General features: G+C 35.6%; 11 protein-coding genes. 5 read left to right on the forward strand and 6 right to left on the reverse strand.

The features are described 5' to 3' along the window. The first annotated feature begins 3 nt into the window (after positions 1 to 3). Positions 4 to 768, forward strand: coding sequence for an MBL fold metallo-hydrolase (locus LNP23_RS22320; protein WP_230002939.1), 765 nt, complete (start codon positions 4 to 6; stop codon positions 766 to 768). On the opposite strand, the gene LNP23_RS22325 is transcribed toward LNP23_RS22320, so the two are convergent. Continuing rightward, the gene (locus tag LNP23_RS22325) at positions 769 to 2,973 is read right to left on the reverse strand and encodes a B12-binding domain-containing radical SAM protein (RefSeq protein ID WP_230002940.1); all 2,205 of its coding nucleotides are present in this window, start codon (positions 2,971 to 2,973) and stop codon (positions 769 to 771) included. Between the two features lie 144 nt (positions 2,974 to 3,117). On the opposite strand from LNP23_RS22325, the gene LNP23_RS22330 reads away from it, so the two are divergent. Beyond that, on the forward strand, positions 3,118 to 7,179 hold the full coding sequence (locus LNP23_RS22330; protein WP_230002941.1) for an Ig-like domain-containing protein: 4,062 nt from the start codon (positions 3,118 to 3,120) through the stop codon (positions 7,177 to 7,179). Between the two features lie 197 nt (positions 7,180 to 7,376). On the opposite strand, the gene LNP23_RS22335 is transcribed toward LNP23_RS22330, so the two are convergent. The 5 genes from LNP23_RS22335 to LNP23_RS22355 all read right to left on the reverse strand — a co-directional run bounded on the left by LNP23_RS22335 (position 7,377) and on the right by LNP23_RS22355 (position 12,946). Beyond that, positions 7,377 to 8,657, reverse strand: coding sequence for an MFS transporter (locus LNP23_RS22335; protein ID WP_230002942.1), 1,281 nt, complete (start codon positions 8,655 to 8,657; stop codon positions 7,377 to 7,379). A gap of 894 nt (positions 8,658 to 9,551) precedes the next feature. After that, positions 9,552 to 10,070, reverse strand: a complete 519-nt coding sequence (locus LNP23_RS22340; RefSeq protein ID WP_047778446.1) for a hypothetical protein — start codon at positions 10,068 to 10,070, stop codon at positions 9,552 to 9,554. 36 nt (positions 10,071 to 10,106) lie between these two features. After that, complete coding sequence (gene prfH, locus LNP23_RS22345) at positions 10,107 to 10,796, reverse strand: peptide chain release factor H (RefSeq protein ID WP_230002943.1); 690 nt, start codon at positions 10,794 to 10,796, stop codon at positions 10,107 to 10,109. A gap of 15 nt (positions 10,797 to 10,811) precedes the next feature. Continuing rightward, complete coding sequence (locus LNP23_RS22350; RefSeq protein ID WP_047778448.1) at positions 10,812 to 12,203, reverse strand: RtcB family protein; 1,392 nt, start codon at positions 12,201 to 12,203, stop codon at positions 10,812 to 10,814. After that, entirely contained in the window at positions 12,203 to 12,946 is a 744-nt protein-coding gene (locus LNP23_RS22355) for a hypothetical protein (protein ID WP_230002944.1), read from the reverse strand. Before LNP23_RS22355 ends, LNP23_RS22350 begins: the two co-directional genes overlap by 1 nt. An 824-nt stretch (positions 12,947 to 13,770) precedes the next feature. Between LNP23_RS22355 and bshC the strand changes: the two genes are divergently transcribed. The 3 genes from bshC (at position 13,771) to LNP23_RS22370 (ending at position 17,389) form a co-directional block, all read left to right on the forward strand. After that, positions 13,771 to 15,360 carry a bacillithiol biosynthesis cysteine-adding enzyme BshC gene (gene bshC, locus LNP23_RS22360; RefSeq protein ID WP_230002945.1) on the forward strand — a complete coding sequence of 530 codons (1,590 nt, stop codon included), beginning with the start codon at positions 13,771 to 13,773 and terminating at the stop codon, positions 15,358 to 15,360. Positions 15,361 to 15,478: 118 nt separating this feature from the next. Further along, positions 15,479 to 16,750, forward strand: a complete 1,272-nt coding sequence (locus tag LNP23_RS22365) for an acyltransferase family protein (protein ID WP_230002946.1) — start codon at positions 15,479 to 15,481, stop codon at positions 16,748 to 16,750. Positions 16,751 to 16,969: 219 nt separating this feature from the next. Further along, positions 16,970 to 17,389, forward strand: a complete 420-nt coding sequence (locus LNP23_RS22370; protein ID WP_047778452.1) for a nucleoside-diphosphate kinase — start codon at positions 16,970 to 16,972, stop codon at positions 17,387 to 17,389. Positions 17,390 to 17,645 lie beyond the last annotated feature (256 nt).

Consider the following 17,645-nt stretch of genomic DNA (forward strand, 5'->3'; position numbering starts at 1 on the left):
GATATGAAATTACACCATTTGCGCAACGCTACTTTAGTTATTGAAACAGAAAAGCACGTCATCTTAATTGATCCAATGTTGGGCAAAAGGAAAACCATTGCTCCTTTTACTCTTTTCCGTTACAAGCCAAAAAGAAATCCGCTTAAGGCATTGCCCAAAAACAGCCGTGAAATCCTTAGTAAAGTAACCCATTGTTTAATTACACATTTGCATCCGGATCATCTTGATAAAGCCGGAGAAGTCTTTTTAAGAAGAAACTCAATTCCGGTAATTTGCAATACCAAAGATGAAAGTGTCCTGACAAAAAGAGGCTTAACTATTGTTCAAACTTTAGACTACTGGCAACCTCAAGATTTCCTGGACGGAAAAATTACCGGTATACCAGCCCTACACGGCTATGGATTTGTTGCCAAACTAATGGGGAATGTAATGGGTTTCTATATCGAACTCGAAAACGAAAAATCGGTTTATATTAGCTCTGACACTATTTTTACAAAAGACGTAGAAAAAGTGCTGACAGAATTAAAACCTGATATTGCAACTGTTGCCTGTGGAACCGCAAGATTAGATTTCGGACAACCCTTATTAATGAGAATGAGCGACATTTTGAAATTTACAGCTTTAGCACCGGGAAATGTTTTTGCGAATCATTTAGAAGCTTTAAATCATTGTCCTACGACAAGAGAGGAGTTAAAGTTAGCTTTGGGAAACAGTGATCTTTTATCCAAAACGGCTGTTCCTAATGATGGTGAATGCGTGGAGTATTAATTACAAAACCAGCAAACCAAATTCACGCAACGTATTGATTGGCTTTGAATACCAAAACAATTCGAAATCCTCTAATTCCGTTTCGAAATCATTTTTCACCTCTTGAAAAGTATAATTTTTACCACTTGAAACGGTTATTTTTTTCAGGATCTCGACAAGCCATTCTCCTTCATTTTTATTGGTTTGAATGGTAAAACTTTCTTTTTTGTCATGAAAAACAAAAGCTACCATTTCCCAGGTTTGTCCTTTTTTAGATTTTGTAAAATGCTCTACAGTCGGCTTCCCGCCTAACCAGACTACTTTTGCATTGGGTTTGGTATTAAAATCGTTTCCTTCTTCAAGAGCATTAAAAATAAAATCGGGATCTATTTTCGTTTTCGGAATTTTAAAGTCAAACCAATCCTGCAATTCGTAATCAAAACAGATTCCGTGCATGAAATTGAAGAGTGATTTTTTTAATCCAAAACTAAACTTATCGTGATTGATTCCTGTAGAATCGGTATAGTCAATATCATTATTAGCAAAAGTTCCAATAACCTCTGTTGCTTTGGTTACGCCAAATTTCTCCGGATACAATCCAACGGGACTGTGTGCGGTCATGGCAAACTGATGCCAAAATCCGGATTGCAGAATTCCTGCTTCAAATAATTGTCGCACCATTTCCAGACTGTCAACTGTTTCCTGAATGGTTTGTGTCGGATATCCGTACATCAGGTACGCATGCACCATGATCCCTGCTTCCGTAAAATTTCGGGTTACTTTTGCTACTTGTTCTACGGTTACTCCTTTGTCAATTAATTTTAACAATCGGTCGGAAGCTACTTCTAAACCACCCGAAACGGCGATACAACCTGAGGCTTTCAGCAATAAACATAAATCGGCAGAGAAGCTTTTCTCAAAACGAATGTTGGTCCACCAAGTAACCGCCAGTTTTCTTCGCAAAATTTCCAGCGCTAAAGCACGCATCAAAGCCGGCGGTGCGGCTTCATCTACAAAATGAAAACCATTCTGACCAGTTTGCTGCATCAAATCTTCCATTCGATCACAAAGCAGATTGGCTGCAACGGGCTCATATACTTTTATGTAGTCCAGCGAAATATCACAAAACGTACATTTTCCCCAATAACAACCGTGCGCCATAGTCAGTTTATTCCAACGACCGTCGCTCCACATTCGGTGCATTGGATTTACAATTTCGATCACCGAAATATATTTATCCAAAGGCAAATCTGAATAGTCCGGCGTTCCTACGTAGGCTTGTTTGTAATCGTGTTTCAACGAATTATTCTTGTAAACAACTTTTCCCTCTTCCAACAAAAAAGTTCTCTTATAAGAATTGGAATTTGGATTTTCTAAATTGAATATTAACTCTTCTATTGGCACTTCGCCATCATCCAAAGTAATAAAATCGAAAAACTCAAAAACACGTGCATCAGAAAGCGAACGCAATTCGGTGTTTGGAAAACCGCCACCCATCGAAATTTTAATTTCGGGATGGTTTACTTTTACCCATTGCGCACATCTGAATGCACTATATAAATTCCCCGGAAAGGGAACAGAAATCAAAAATAAAGTTGGTTGTACCGCTTCAATCTTAGTTTTCAATAGTGAAATTAAAATCGAATCAATGTAGGTTGGTTGTTGTTGCAAGGCTTCATACAACTCATCAAAGGAATTCGCACTGCGGCCTAAACGTTCGGCATATCGGCTAAAACCAAAATTCTCATCGACACATTCTACGATATAGTCCGAAATGTCTTCGAGATATAAGGTGGCTAAATGTTTGGCTTTATCTTGCGTTCCCATGGTTCCGAAAGCCCAATCGAGTTCTTCCAATTGCGCAAAACGAGAAGCTTCCGGCAGAAAATCCTCCTGACAAATCTGTAAAGCCAACGTTGGATTTTTCCCTTGTAAAAACTGAATTACAGCATCAATCGTTTTGATGTATTCGTCCTGCAAAGCAAAAATACGTTTAGAATTATCTGAAATCTCAGCACTTGAAACCTCAAACCTGAAACTTGAAAATTCAAACAAATCAACAAGACCTTTCTTCGAAAACAACTCCAGAATCACATCAATCCCCAAATCTGCCTGAACTGATGCTACATTTTTTGTGTTCAGAAACCCTTTTATATAGGCGGTTGCCGGATACGGAGTATTCAGTTGAGTAAATGGAGGCGTGATTACAAAAAGCTTAGTTTTCAAAAGGAAATATTTTCTGCAAAAATACGGGATATTTCTAATCTTTTCAGGAAAAGATTTCGACGGTTTTACGATTGGCAGGAGCTGGGATTTTTGATTTTATTTTGTAGATAATTAATTACATTTGCTTAGCACTAATAACTCCCCATGAAGCGAATTTTATTTTTTCTGTTGTTACTAATTTTTATTCCTGTATTTTCTCAGAACAAAAACCAATCTGTCGGTTTTAAAGAAAACAAAGGTCAGATTTTAGATCAGAAAGGTAAGCCGAACCAGGCTGTGAAATTTTTATTAAACACGGGAGGATTAAATGTTCAATTGAGAAAAAACGGCTTCTCTTATGATGTCCATGAAGTAAAAAAGACACCGATTGTCAGTCGAAAAACATCCAAAACGTTACCATACAGAAATCCTAAGGAAGATATCCCGGAAGAACCGGAATATGGTTTAGAGTATAAATTTCACAGAATAGACATTGACTTTGTAAACTCAAATGCTAACGTTGAGTTCATCACGGATCAGGAAGCAAAAGATTTTGATAATTATTATAATATCCCAAACAAACCTGAAGGCGTTGTTGGCGTGTATCAATACAAACAAATCACCTATAAAAACATTTACCCCAATATTGATATCGTTTTTACCATTCCAAAAGATCCTAAAAAAACAGTGGAATACAATTTTGTTGTTCACCCAAAAGGAGACATTTCGGCTATTAAATTAAAATTTAGCGGCGCAGCAACAGAACTGGTTGATAACAAAATCCAGATGAAGGTTCGTTTTGGAGAAATGGAAGAAACTCTTCCGGCAAGCTGGACTGAGGAAGGCACAACTAAAAAAGAAATAGCTGTTGGGTATAGAAAAATAAAAAAAGATGTTTACGGTTTTGAAACTTCTGATCCTGTTTCTGATAAAACGGTGATTATTGATCCTGTGCCAACAAGACTTTGGGGAACTTTTTATGGGGACCAAACCGGGGTACATTTTACTCTTAGACCATCGAGTATTAGTACCGATTCTTTTGGAAATGCCTATGTAGCAGGAAGTACAAGCGCCTTAAATTCATCATATGCTACAGCAGGAGCACATCAAACGACACAATCTTCTTCCTTTTCAAATGGATTCATAGAAAAATTTAATCCTAATGGAATACGTTTATGGGGTACTTATTACGGCGGACAAAATTACTGTGATATAAATGATATAAAAATAGATTTTCAGAATAATGTTATTGTGACAGGTACCACACAAGATCAGACAAATATAAGTACAGCTGGTTCTTACAAACCTAATTTATCAGGATATCAGGACGCTTTTTTGGTAAAATTTAATAGTTCAGGTGTTAGATTATGGGGAACTTATTTTGGTGGAGAATATGACGATCTGGGTCATGCTTTAGATATTGATACTAACAATAATATTTACATGATTGGAACTACTACTAGTACAACTGGCATTGCTATAAATAGTAATTTCCAAACACATATAAATCAAGATCCAAATTTCTCTAATACTATTGACGGATATTTAACTAAATTTGAATCTGGGGGTAATGTAATCTGGAGTACCTATGTAGGAGGTGAAAATCGTGATCAGCTTAATGCCATTAAGGTAAAAAACAATTACTTAATTATTGGAGGTACGACATATAGCTTTAACAATATTTCTACTCCTGGCGTTTTTCAAGAATTACATGATCCAATTACTCATCCGGATGGAGTTATATTCAAATTTTCATTAAATGGCCAAAGAATATGGTCTACCTATTACGGAGGGGAACAAATTGATGACATATATGCGGTTGAAGCTGATGATGAAGATAATATCTATATCGGTGGGCAAACGGCGAGTGATAATAATATGACCACTCCGAACCGTTTTGACAGTAACAATACCTCTTCTTACCGAGGTCTTTTTGCAAAATTAAATACTAATGGGAAAAGAATCTGGGGTACATATATTGGTCAAGCCCATGTTTATTCTATTGTTTTTAGAAATAACTCCCTATATCTTGGTGCAACAAATACTGGATTTGATCTTTCTAAATTAACTACTGCTTGCTCCTATCGATCAAACAAAGATTTTGAAAACTATCTTGCCAAGTTTTCTAAAGAAGCCGATTTTATATGGGGAACATACCTGGGTGCAGATGGTCACGATAATCAAACAAAAATAGCACTAGACATAAATAATGACATATTTGTCAGTGGGACCTCAAGTAAAAATGATGGCATTGCAGATGCTAATTCTTATCAATCTAACATTCTCGGATTTTATAATTATTTTTTAATGAAATTTCAAGAAACCACTATACTAGGTAGTCCTAAAATAGAAAGTAACTCTCCAATCTGCATAGGAAGCTCATTAGAACTTAAAGCCTCTGGTGGAACTAATTACTCCTGGACAGGACCAAATGGTTTTACATCAATAGATCAAAACCCAATTATAACTGGTGCAGCTGCCTTAAATAGTGGCGAATACAGCTGTACAATTACAGGAACAGGTGGTTGTGACGATACTAAAAAAACCACTGTTGTTGTGGGTGACTTTGTAGCTCCAATTCCAGATTTAGCAACTCTGCCAACGATTACCGGAGACTGCCATACAACAATAACTGTAACTCCAACTGCTACCGATGCCTGTGCAGGCGCAATTACAGGAACAATTATAAGCCCATTAGCCTATACATTACCCGGAACATATACCATTGTGTGGGACTACAATGACGGAAATGGAAATCATGCAACCCAAAATCAAACAGTCGTTATAAACAGTCAGCCATTACCAACTGTAACTTCCCCTCAGAACTTCTGTATTCAGGATAAGCCGACTTTAAGTGCCATCAGCATTTCAACTGGTCAAAACATAAAATGGTATGATGCACTCACAGCCGGAACCCTTTTATCCAATACCACATTACTCCAAGAGGGCACAACTTATTACGCCTCACAAACCATAAGCGGATGCGAGAGTGAGAGAACTGCTGTAACAGTAAAAATTTACGATACCCCTACTCCAACCGGAGATACCAATCAGCCTTTTTGCACGGGTCAAAACCCAACTTTACAGGATATTGTCGTTACCGGAGAAAGTCTAAAATGGTATGATGCGCTTACTAATGGAAACAGCTTATCAAACACTGCCACTCTGCAAAACGGAATTACTTATTATGTTTCGCAAACGTTGAATTCTTGCGAAAGCAAAAGATTAGCCGTTACAGTTTCTGTCCAAAATACACCCGGAATTCCTACCGGCGATTTAAGTCCTGAGTTTTGCAAAAGCGAAAATGCTACTTTGAGCGATATCGTTTTGAATGAGTCAAATTTAAAATGGTACAATACGATGATCTCCGCAGCGCCATTACCGAATACTACAGTGTTGCAAAACAATACTACTTATTACGTTTCACAGCTTATTGGGTGCGAGAGCGACAGAATAGCAGTATTGGTAATGATCCATGATACCGCTATGCCAACAGCCAATACCGCGCAAACTTTTTGTATTGATGACAACGCTACTATAAATGATATTGCAATTCTCACAGGACAAAACCTAAAATGGTATGATGCGGAAACAGCAGGAAGTGTTTTAACCAGCACAACCACTCTTGAAAACCGCACTTATTATGTAAGTCAAACAAACACGAACTGCGAAAGTCAAAGATTGGGCATCATTATAAAAATTCAGGATACACAAGCCCCAACTGCCCATGCAAATCAGACTTTTTGTATACAGGAAAATGCTACCATTGGCAAAATAGAAATTAACGGTGAAAACATAAAATGGTACAATGCGATAACAGCCGGAGTAATTTTATCTGAATCAACTCCACTTAAAAATGAAGTTACCTATTTTGCTTCTCAGACCATTAATGATTGCGAAAGTGAACGAACTCCAATAACCATAAAAATCGATGAAGCCACAGCTACTCCATGTAGTAAATATATAAATGAACTTCCTTACCCAAAATTCTTTACCCCTAATAATGATACTTTTCATGATACCTGGACCATCGATTTTGATTACTTAGCGCCCAACACCGGAATCCGAATATTTGATCGCTATGGAAAATTCATCAAAGAATTAACCGTCAATACTTCCTGGGATGGAACTTATACGGGACAGGACATGCCAACATCTGATTATTGGTTTAGTGTCACTCGCTTAAATGGCACTACATTTACAGGCCATTTTACCTTGAAACGTTAAGAATAAAAAAGGTTGTCCAAATTTATATTTAGACAACCTTTTTATCATTTTGATCTTTTGCCACGAATTGCACCAATTTAAATGGATTATTTCTTTGCCACAGATTTTTATAATTAAAATGGATTTCTTTTTTCTCCATCAATTCAATACTATTCGTGTTTAATTTTTACTACTCACCAACTTTTGGAATTGATTCTTTAAAACTTATGTTCTTTTTTACTGATGACCAATAGAGAGAATAAAGAAATACAGGCTGCACCTGTCAAATAAAAACCTACATAGGTCAAACTGTAATGAGATGCCAGCCAAATTGCAATCATTGGCGCAAAAGCTGCACCAAAAATTCCCGCCAGATTAAAGGTTAAGGAAGCACCTGAATAACGAACATTGGTAGGAAATAATTCCGATAAAAATGTTCCTAAAGGACCATAAGTAAATCCCATCAGAGTCATTCCGATACAGGTAAAAATCGATACCAGAGCCATACTTCCAGATTTCAAAAAGAAGGAAAATAAAAAACCGAAAACAGCTATAGCCGCCGTAGCAACAATTAGCATTTTTCGACGCCCGATTTTATCTGCAACCACAGCCGAAACCGGAATAAAAAGAGCAAAAAACAACACCGAAAACAACTGTATCAATAAAGCATCTCTTTTTTCAAAACCTAAATTAGACGTTGCCCAACTCAGTGTAAAGACTGTCATCAGATAAAAAACCAAGAAAGTCGTAACGGCTGCCAGAGTTCCAAAAATCAATTGATTTTTATATGATTTTATCAAAGTTAAAAATGGAACTTTTACTTCTTCTTGTTCTTTTTTTGAATTTTCGAAAGAAGGTGTTTCCGTGATTTTAGTTCGAATATAAAAACCGACTACCACCAAAAGAGAACTGGCAATAAAAGGAATTCGCCAACCATAATCCATAAAATCCTCGTTGCTCATTGAATCGGTTAACAATAAAAAAGTACCTCCGGACAGCAATAACCCAATTGGAGCTCCTAACTGTGGGAACATTCCATACCAGGCGCGTTTGTTTGGCGGTGCATTTTCTATTGCCAGCAGAACAGCGCCTCCCCACTCCCCTCCTAATCCGATACCTTGTCCAAATCGGCACAACATTAATAACAAAGGAGCAGCCACACCAATACTGGCATAACTTGGTAAAAAACCAATGGTTACAGTCGAAATACCCATCGTCAGCAAAGCAGCAACTAAAGTAAATTTACGTCCAATCTTGTCGCCGAAATGTCCAAAAAATGCCGAACCTAATGGACGCGATAAAAAAGCAATCGAAAAAGTAGCTAATGATTCTAAGGTTGCCATCGTCTTATCTGAACCAGGGAAAAATAGTTCCGGGAACACCAATACTGCTGCATTAGCATAAATATAAAAGTCAAAAAATTCGATCGTGGTACCAATTAAGCTTCCAAAGAGAACGTGTTTTAAAGAGTTCTTCTTCTGATTTGGGTTATTTTTCATTCAATTTTGATATAGGTTTATTTTTAAGAAAATAGAACACAAAAATGAACCTAATTCCTGAAATCAACAAACATTTATCTGTTAAAATAAAAGATCATTATGAAAACACAAAAATAGTATTAAATTGAGCTGACGCCGGGGATCGGGTCTTAAGGTTGTGGGATTTCATGCGCATGCTTCGACTTCGCTTAGGATGACATTCGAATTTGATCAGGACGATATTTGAATTTGATCGTGTGACACGCTCTAAAATAAAAAGCAAAAATCAAATCATTTAAATCCATTTAATTCTATCTAACTCTTTTTAAGTTATTAAAAAACAAGTTGTTTAGATTCCTCGTTTTCGTGACCTTCTTCATCATTTTGCCACGAATTTTGCCAATTGGCACGAATTATTTTTTTGCCACCGATTAAAAGGATTTACACAGATTTTATAAATCATTTTAATCCTTTAATCTGTGGCAGAATAAAAAAACAGCCGCGGATATTTAAAATTAATCAGGCCTTTTTTTAATCCTTATCAACTTGCTGAAATAAAAAAGGATGTCCTTACAACATCCTTTTTATGAGCCAAAAATTGAAATGTACACAAATATAAAATGAAATGTACATTTTGGTTTTTCATAATTTACTGAATATCAATTTGTTGCTATTTTTTTAAGGCAATGCATGAAGCAACCCATAAGGCAACCCATTGATGATAATTTGTTTAGAAAATCACTTTACAAGACGTATATCAAGGAATTGCTATCTGTTATTTTTGTAAAATGCGCATTTCATTTTTAAAGGCCAATGCTGAAAACAACTTGCGAAAGCTTGGTTTTGCTGGCTTTTAGGGTAATATCATAATTTTCTAAAATGTACATTTCATTTTTTTAGTTATATTTTTCCGTATTATTTTTTCTTTTTGCTTACTTGTTTCTTTTTTTTAGAAACCTTGTTTAACTTTTTAGTCAATCGTTTTTCAGTTTCTTCAATAGTACAATCGTAAGTTGCATTTAGAGTTTCAAGTTGTGTCTCTTTTAATACTTTTTGTGCTTTTTTGAATTTTTTCTGGCTTTCTAAAAGCAGTACTTTCTTTAAGAGAATCTCCACTTTGTTGATTCCTTTAATCGTAAGTGCAAAATCAATTAACTTCATTGCCTCCTCGTAATCTTCATTCAAAACCAACGTATAAATATAATACGAATACACTTCTATTGCATGAATATTAATCGAAATAGCTTGTTGAAAATACTGTTTAGCCTCCTCATATTTAAATAATTGATCGCTCAAAACCTGACCATATAAACATAAAGCCATTGTGTTTTTATCATCATAAGACAAGGCATATTCTAATGATTCTATGGTTTCTTCCAACGAATAAGGATAGCTGTCTAACGCCTGAAAAAGATATTTATCTACTGTTTTCATCTATTATTTTGTATCGGAACTCAAAGCGTACTGTTATTATTCCCGATCGGAATAATCTTCTCTTTTTAACCTTTGTCGTTCCTGTTTGTAATTTTTTGTTTCTTTTTGTTTTTTAAAATCCGAACCCTGAAAAATCCGAATCGGATTTCCTCTCTGAATTTGCAGCTGGTTCATCCATTGCGCCTGAAATTCAGCTTTAAACTGTTTTACCGTTTCTTCTTTAAATTTTTGCAATAACCTTTCCGTTGCCAGTTTTTTATTCTGATGTTGTGAACGGGAGTCCATCGAAACCACACTGATTCCGGTTGGGATATGAGTTGCTCTCACGGCCGAACTTACTTTGTTTACATGCTGTCCTCCGGCACCTGAACTTCTCATGGCTTGGTATTGAATGTCATTCTCGGAAATCTCGGTTGCCGTCGATTTCTCCATTTCAAAGATGCCGATAAACCAGTTTTTACGCTTGTGCAATTTCCTAAACTGACTTTGTCCAATCCATTGAATTGTACCCACCCACGAATTCACAAAATCATTCAGATTACTACTTTCCAGTAAAACTGTTGCTGTTTCTACGGTTCCATTTTCAATTCCGGTTTCTCTCTGAAGCATTGTTGTTTTTATGTTCTTCTCTTTTGCTTCTTCTATAAAAGTTTTTAAAACCTGAGCTACAACCCAGCTGCATTCAGCCGGGCCACGCCCTGATGTTATTTGAATTATTTTTTCCATAATTTTTATCTTTTTTTAGCGGTCCATTCTCACGATTTTTGGTGTGAATGTTCCGAGAACATCAACCAATTCGTTTTGGTTTGCCATTACTTTATTTATGTCTTTATAGGCCATTGGAGCTTCATCAATGTTTCCACCAATCAGACTCACGTCATTTGCTTTCAAGACTTTATTGATCTCACTTTGCGTGAATGATTCTTTGCATTTTCTACGAGAAAAAAGTCGTCCCGCGCCATGTGAAGCAGAATTTAAACTCTCCGCATTTCCTTTGCCTTGAACAATAAATCCCGGAGCCGTCATCGAACCCGGAATAATTCCCAGTTCACCAACATTGGCCGGAGTCGCTCCCTTACGGTGTACGATGGCTTCTTTGCCATTTACGATTTCTTTCCACGCAAAATTGTGATGGTTTTCGATTGTCACAACAACACGTTTTCCTATCGCTTTTGCAATTCGACGGTGAATATCATCATGACAAGCTTTAGCATAATCACCGGCCAAATTCATTGCCAGCCAATATTCCTGACCGTCATGTGTATTCAAATCCAACCAAGCCAAATGCTGTACATTTTTTGGCAACGGACATTGCTTAGTAGCCAGATACGTATAATGTTTGGCGATATTGGCACCCAATCCTCTTGAACCACTGTGCGATAACACTGCAAAATATTCCCCAACACCTATTTTCCATTCGTTAAGCGGATTGGTAATCTTTGCGATTCCAAACTCAACAAAATGATTTCCGCCACCTGATGTTCCCAATTGTTTGTAGGCTTTAGTCAATAGGTTTTTCAGAAGTGGAATATCCTGAAACTCGCTTCGGCTAAACAATTCATGATCGGCTCTTATCGTATGTGTTTCATACATTCCAAATTTGGTATTATCTTTTAAGATGGCCTGTAACTGATGTTCTTTTCCTTTGAAAAAACTAGCCGGAATATCAAAAATGGACAAACTCATTCGGCAGCCGATATCTACACCAACCCCGTACGGAATAACCGCATTGTCTGTTGCAAGTACACCGCCAATTGGCAATCCGTAACCTGAATGCGCATCGGGCATTAGAGCTCCAGCTACTGAAATCGGTAATTTTAAAGCATCATACAACTGATACTTGGCCTGCTCGTCGATTTCATTCTCTCCGAATATCGAAAACGGAGCCCTTGTATTATTGAGCTGATGCATTCTTACTTGCACCGGATTAACTAATCCTTCAGCCACTTTCCCCCAAGTTCCGTGTCCTGTAAATTTTTCAGGAAACAACAAAACTTCTTTGGCTTCGGTTAGGATACTTTCTTTTTTTTCTCTTTTTCTGTATCGGTTGATTTGCCCTAAAGCAATATTGATACTGTTATTTTTTGGAAAGCCTATTTTAATCAGGTCTTTTCCGGATAATTTATTTCCCATTATATATGTTTTTCTTCTAAATACATTTCATATATCGTATTCAGATTTGTTGTTTTTAAGTCATTATTGTGCTTTACTTTTTCCAAGCTCCAATAATAGTAGTCTCCTTTGCTCCTCGTTTTATAGATCTTCCATCCTAAATTCCGATTCTGTATGTAATTTTCGATAAGCTTTAATTCACTTTCAAGTCCTGCGTCAACAGCTTTTTTATGTGTAATTATGTTTACCTCAATTTTAAATACAAACCTCCATGGTTCATTAAATTTGTAATACCTCACAAAACGGTTGTATAGTTCAGACCATTTTTCGATTAGTGTAAAACAGGATTTTTCTTTATCAGTTAATTCGAATTTGTTAGTATTCCAATCGCTGATGCTGATGTTAGCCACAAATTGTTCTCTTGGATAGACGGCTTTCTTCCCAAAACGCTTTTTCCTCGTAGTGAATTCCTTTTGACTAGAAAACTGAAAAGTGTTAATTTTCGCTAGTATCTTTTCATAAAATACACCTTCGGCTGAGCGCAAAACATCAACACGAACTGCAAAAAACCGAACCCAGCCTTTTTGATAAGGCTCTTTCAATTCGATTAAAGGCAAATTTCTAATGGCCAAATAAAGGGCACTTTTTCGTTTTGATAATTGAACAAGTTGTTTTTCAAAATCCTCTTTAACCAATCTTTTTTTTCGTCTTTTAGTTTTTAAACGAGTGCATTGAATGCAATCGTCCAAAAGATAATTGTCCATTAAAAAAAATAGATTATAGATTTCCTGTCCGGTATAAAAAATACAAGACAATAGCATTTTATCTGAAACAGATAAATTAAATTCTGGTAATCGGGAATTTTTTGAAGAGTCTAGAATAAAAAAAAGCCCGAAAGTTATTTTCCTTCGGGCTTGCTCTTATATCTTAAATTGATTTGCTAGGATTGAGAAAAGCCACGAAGACACATGCCAACAGAATCTAATCCTGATGCGATGTTTTGAGAGGTAAAGTTTAATACAAACATTGTCTTCGTTATTAATAGTTAATGATTTATTTTCTGAGGCAAATTTTGTGAAATATTTTCTTAATAAACAAATTATTTTAACAAAAATTTTTTAAAATAATCAAAACGTACTGATTTACAGTAATTTAAAAATATTAAAAAAATCAACTTTAATCAAAATTGTGTGCAAAAGAGAACCAATTTTAACAAATTTTCCTGCTTTGAAAAATGTTTCTATACAAATTTGGTATGGCTAGTTTTAACAAAATCAGATTCAAAAAAGAATACAATTTTCCATTATTAACCAATATCAAACTCTGAAAAACAACAATCTTTATAAAAAATAAATAAACGCTTTGTCGAATTTTTCTCTGCTGTTTATGCTAAAAACAATACTTCTTCACGCTATTAACATTTTGTTTACTAAAACAGTTAATTTCAGATCGCAACAAAAAAACAAAACGCCCTGATTAACAGCTCATTAATTCAAAAATAAAAAATCAAATCCTAAGCAATAGTTAAAACCGTTTTTAACTGTATATTTTCATTAAATTTACAGCTATCAAAAATAAACCTAAAACTATGCCAACCGACTGTATCAGCTACCAAAACTCAGGATATTTCTCTACATTGATACATGATTATTTAGAACAAAAACCGGATCTGAAGCCGCTTTACAATAATTTCCCCACGCTGGAAAACTTTGAAAAACAAATCGTTGAAAAACAACAGAATTTCAACAATCAAAATAGAATTCCTTTGGTTGCTGTTTTAGAAGAACAATATTCGACTATTCCGACTTCTGATCTGACCAAACAAAACATTGCTCTTTTAGCAGAGCAAAATACGTTTACCGTTACAACCGGGCATCAATTAAATCTTTTTAGCGGGCCTTTGTACTTTTTGTATAAAATTATTTCGGCCATAAATCTCACCAAAGAATTACAATCGAAGTACCCAACCTATAACTTCGTCCCAATCTACTGGATGGCGACCGAAGATCATGATTTTGAAGAGATCAATTATTTTAATTTTAAAGGAAAAAAATTCAGATGGAATAAGGAAAGTACGGGTCCGGTAGGAAGACTTTCAACAGAAGGTCTCGCTGAATTTTTCGAAATCTATGCTCTAGAATTAGGTTCCAGTACAAACGCCACTACGCTAAAAAAACTCTTTGAAGACGCTTATTTAAAACACAATACGCTTGCTGATGCTACACGTTTTTTAGCCAATGCGCTGTTTGCTGATCAAGGTCTGGTGATTATAGATGCTGATAGTGCCGATTTGAAACGTCCCTTTATTCCTTATATTCAAGAAGAATTAACAAAGCAAACTTCTTTTAAAGCCGTTCAGGAAACTATAGAAAAACTGAAAGCGTATACTGTTCAGGTAAATCCGCGTGAAATCAATTTATTCTATATTGAAGATCATTTGCGCGAACGCATTGTTTTTGAAAACGATAAATACATCGTTAACAATACTAAAATCTCCTTTACGAAAGAAGAAATTCTAAAATTAACAGAAAGTAATCCGGAGAAATTCAGCCCCAATGTAATTATGCGTCCCTTGTATCAGGAAATTATTTTACCCAACTTATGCTACATAGGCGGAGGTGGAGAAATTGCGTATTGGTTAGAATTAAAATCTTTCTTTGAGACAGTAAACGTAACATTTCCAATAATTTTAGTTCGAAATTCTGTATTATTAACTACCGAAAAACAATCCAAAAAAGCGGATCAATTAGGTTTAAGCTGGAAAGATTTATTTACCAAACCAGCCGATTTAGTTAACGCTGTCACCTATAAAATTTCTGAATTCCCGATAGACTTAACCCCTCAAAAAGAAATTCTGGAGAAGCAATTTCAATATTTATTTGAACTAGCTCAAAAAACAGATCAGTCTTTTACAGGAGCCGTAAAAGCTCAGGAAGTAAAACAAAAAAAGGGCTTGGAAAATTTAGAGAAACGACTGCTTAAAGCCCAAAAAAGAAAATTAAGCGACCAATTAGAGCGAATCGAAAATTTACAATATCAATTATTTCCCAACAAAAGTTTACAGGAACGTCAGGCCAATTTTTCTGAGTTTTATTTAGAAAAAGGAGCCGAATTGATTCCTTTATTAACTCAAAAATTAAGACCTTTAGAAACTGATTTTTCAATCATAACGATCTAATTTCATACTATACGGCACTAATTTCGGGATAAAATAACCACCTGATTCAGAAATTAGTGTTTCTAAACCAAATAGCGACTTTTAAAATTTATTAACTAATCCAATTTACCCAAAACCAATGGTAAAAGAACGCTTAATTTCGCTAGATGTCTTTCGTGGACTGACTATTTTATTAATGACAATTGTCAACAACCCCGGAGATTGGGGTAATGTTTTCCCTCCCCTTTTGCATGCTGAATGGAATGGCTGTACCCTAACTGACTTAGTTTTTCCCTTTTTTATTTTTATAATGGGAGTTGCAGTTCCGCTTGCGATGCCGGACAAAAGATACGACGACACTACTTTTAATAAAATTCTCGTACGTTCGCTACGAATGTTATGTTTAGGGATTTTCTTCAATTATTTTGGAAAAATACAACTCTTTGATCTTACCGGTATCCCTCTTCTTATTGGCAGATTGATCATTACAATTGGCGTTGGATATGCTTTAATGGGTAATTTTAGTTCTAAACTAAAAAACATCTTTGCCTTTTCTATCCTGCTTATTTATCTTTTTTTAGCCTATAGCGGAATCGAGGCTTATCACGACGCACGTCTTCCGGGAGTACTGCAACGAATTGCGGTGGTGTACTTTGTTATTTCACTATTATATTTAAAAACAACCCAAAAAACCCAAATCATAACAGGAGTTCTTCTCTTATTTGGCTATTGGGCCGTTATGACCTTGATTCCTGTTCCCGGAATTGGAGAAGCCAATCTGGAAAAAGGAACCAATCTAGCTTCTTGGCTGGACGGTGTTCTTCTTAAAGGTCATATGTATCGCGGTACTGTAACCTGGGATCCGGAAGGATTGTTAAGTACCATTCCATCAATTGTAAATGGTATTATTGGTTTATTAATTGGTCAATTACTACAACTGAAGGTTGCAAAAAAAGATATTGCACAAAAAATGGCATTGGCCGGGATAGCACTAATTATAGCAGGTCAGATTTGGAATCTTGTTTTCCCGATAAACAAATCGCTTTGGACAAGCAGTTATGTTTTATACACAACAGGACTGGCTACCACTACTTTGGCCATTTTATATTATGTAATAGATATTGCTTCCTACCAAAAAGGATTTAAATTGTTTTTAATCTGGGGTGTAAATCCGATGATCGTGTTTTTTACTTCTCAGATTATTCCACAGGCTTTGGTAATGGTGGAGTTTGAGAACCCGCATAAAACCGGAGAAAAGATCAATCTTCTCAAATATTTATATGAATACGGAATCGCGCCTTTTTTCAGTAATCCGATGCTGGCTTCTTTTGCCGGAGCTTTGGTTTATGTGGGAATCTGGACTTTTATTTTATGGCTATTCTACAAAAACAAACTCATTTTTAAGGTTTAGTGTGTTTTTTAAACCATATAAGTCATGTAAGTTCATTTAAACCGGGGCTCAAATCTATTTACTGACATGACTTATATGGTTTAGGAAAATGCTTTGATTTTATAGGCTTTTCATGAAATCAGCGTTTTACAGAAATTAAATAAGTTTTAATTATGAATTAATTAAAATCAATTCATAAAAAAGTCTATTTTTGCACAAAATTTAAAAATCGCAAGAAAAATGGCAACTAATAGAACTTTTACAATGATTAAGCCGGATGCTGTTGCAAACGGACACATCGGGAACATTTTAGCAATGATTACTGACGGAGGTTTCAAAATCGTTTCATTAAAATTAACTCAATTAACTGTAGCTGATGCTCAAGCATTTTATGCTGTTCACGCTGCAAGACCTTTCTACGGAGAATTAGTTGAATTCATGTCTCGTGGACCAATTGTTGCTGCTATTTTAGAAAAAGACAATGCAGTAGAAGATTTCAGAACTTTAATTGGAGCTACAAATCCAGCTGAAGCTGCTGAAGGAACTATTCGTAAAGCATATGCTACTTCTATTGGAGAAAATGCAGTTCACGGTTCAGACAGCGATGAAAATGCTGCAATCGAAGGTGCATTCCACTTTGCTGGAAGAGAGCAATTCTAAATAAAGATTTTAGATTTCTGAAGTTAGACTTCAGATTTAAATCACAAAAAAGAAATCCCGTTTCAAATTTGAAACGGGATTTTTTTATAATCAAATTCAGGTGAAGAACTAAAAATCTCGCAGAGTCGCAAAATTCCTTAAACCTAACAGGTTTTTAAAACCTGTTAGGTTTGTTTTTTTGAGGTATTTAATTAGAAATTCCCACTACAGCAATCCAAAAATCACATAAAAAAACCACTCTTTTTTTTTAAGAGTG

It is taken from the genome of Flavobacterium cupriresistens (genome assembly GCF_020911925.1).
Classification (GTDB): domain Bacteria; phylum Bacteroidota; class Bacteroidia; order Flavobacteriales; family Flavobacteriaceae; genus Flavobacterium; species Flavobacterium cupriresistens.

Bases quoted from the DNA above. Each gene is read 5' to 3' on its own strand.
- LNP23_RS22335 (WP_230002942.1), bottom strand. From the start codon at position 8,657: ATGAAAAATAACCCAAATCAGAAGAAGAACTCTTTAAAACACGTTCTC.
- LNP23_RS22330 (WP_230002941.1), top strand. From the start codon at position 3,118: ATGAAGCGAATTTTATTTTTTCTGTTGTTACTAATTTTTATTCCTGTA.
- LNP23_RS22320 (WP_230002939.1), top strand. From the start codon at position 4: ATGAAATTACACCATTTGCGCAACGCTACTTTAGTTATTGAAACAGAA.
- LNP23_RS22340 (WP_047778446.1), bottom strand. From the start codon at position 10,070: ATGAAAACAGTAGATAAATATCTTTTTCAGGCGTTAGACAGCTATCCT.
- LNP23_RS22370 (WP_047778452.1), top strand. From the start codon at position 16,970: ATGGCAACTAATAGAACTTTTACAATGATTAAGCCGGATGCTGTTGCA.
- LNP23_RS22355 (WP_230002944.1), bottom strand. From the start codon at position 12,946: ATGGACAATTATCTTTTGGACGATTGCATTCAATGCACTCGTTTAAAA.
- LNP23_RS22350 (WP_047778448.1), bottom strand. From the start codon at position 12,203: ATGGGAAATAAATTATCCGGAAAAGACCTGATTAAAATAGGCTTTCCA.
- LNP23_RS22365 (WP_230002946.1), top strand. From the start codon at position 15,479: ATGGTAAAAGAACGCTTAATTTCGCTAGATGTCTTTCGTGGACTGACT.
- bshC (WP_230002945.1), top strand. From the start codon at position 13,771: ATGCCAACCGACTGTATCAGCTACCAAAACTCAGGATATTTCTCTACA.
- prfH (WP_230002943.1), bottom strand. From the start codon at position 10,796: ATGGAAAAAATAATTCAAATAACATCAGGGCGTGGCCCGGCTGAATGC.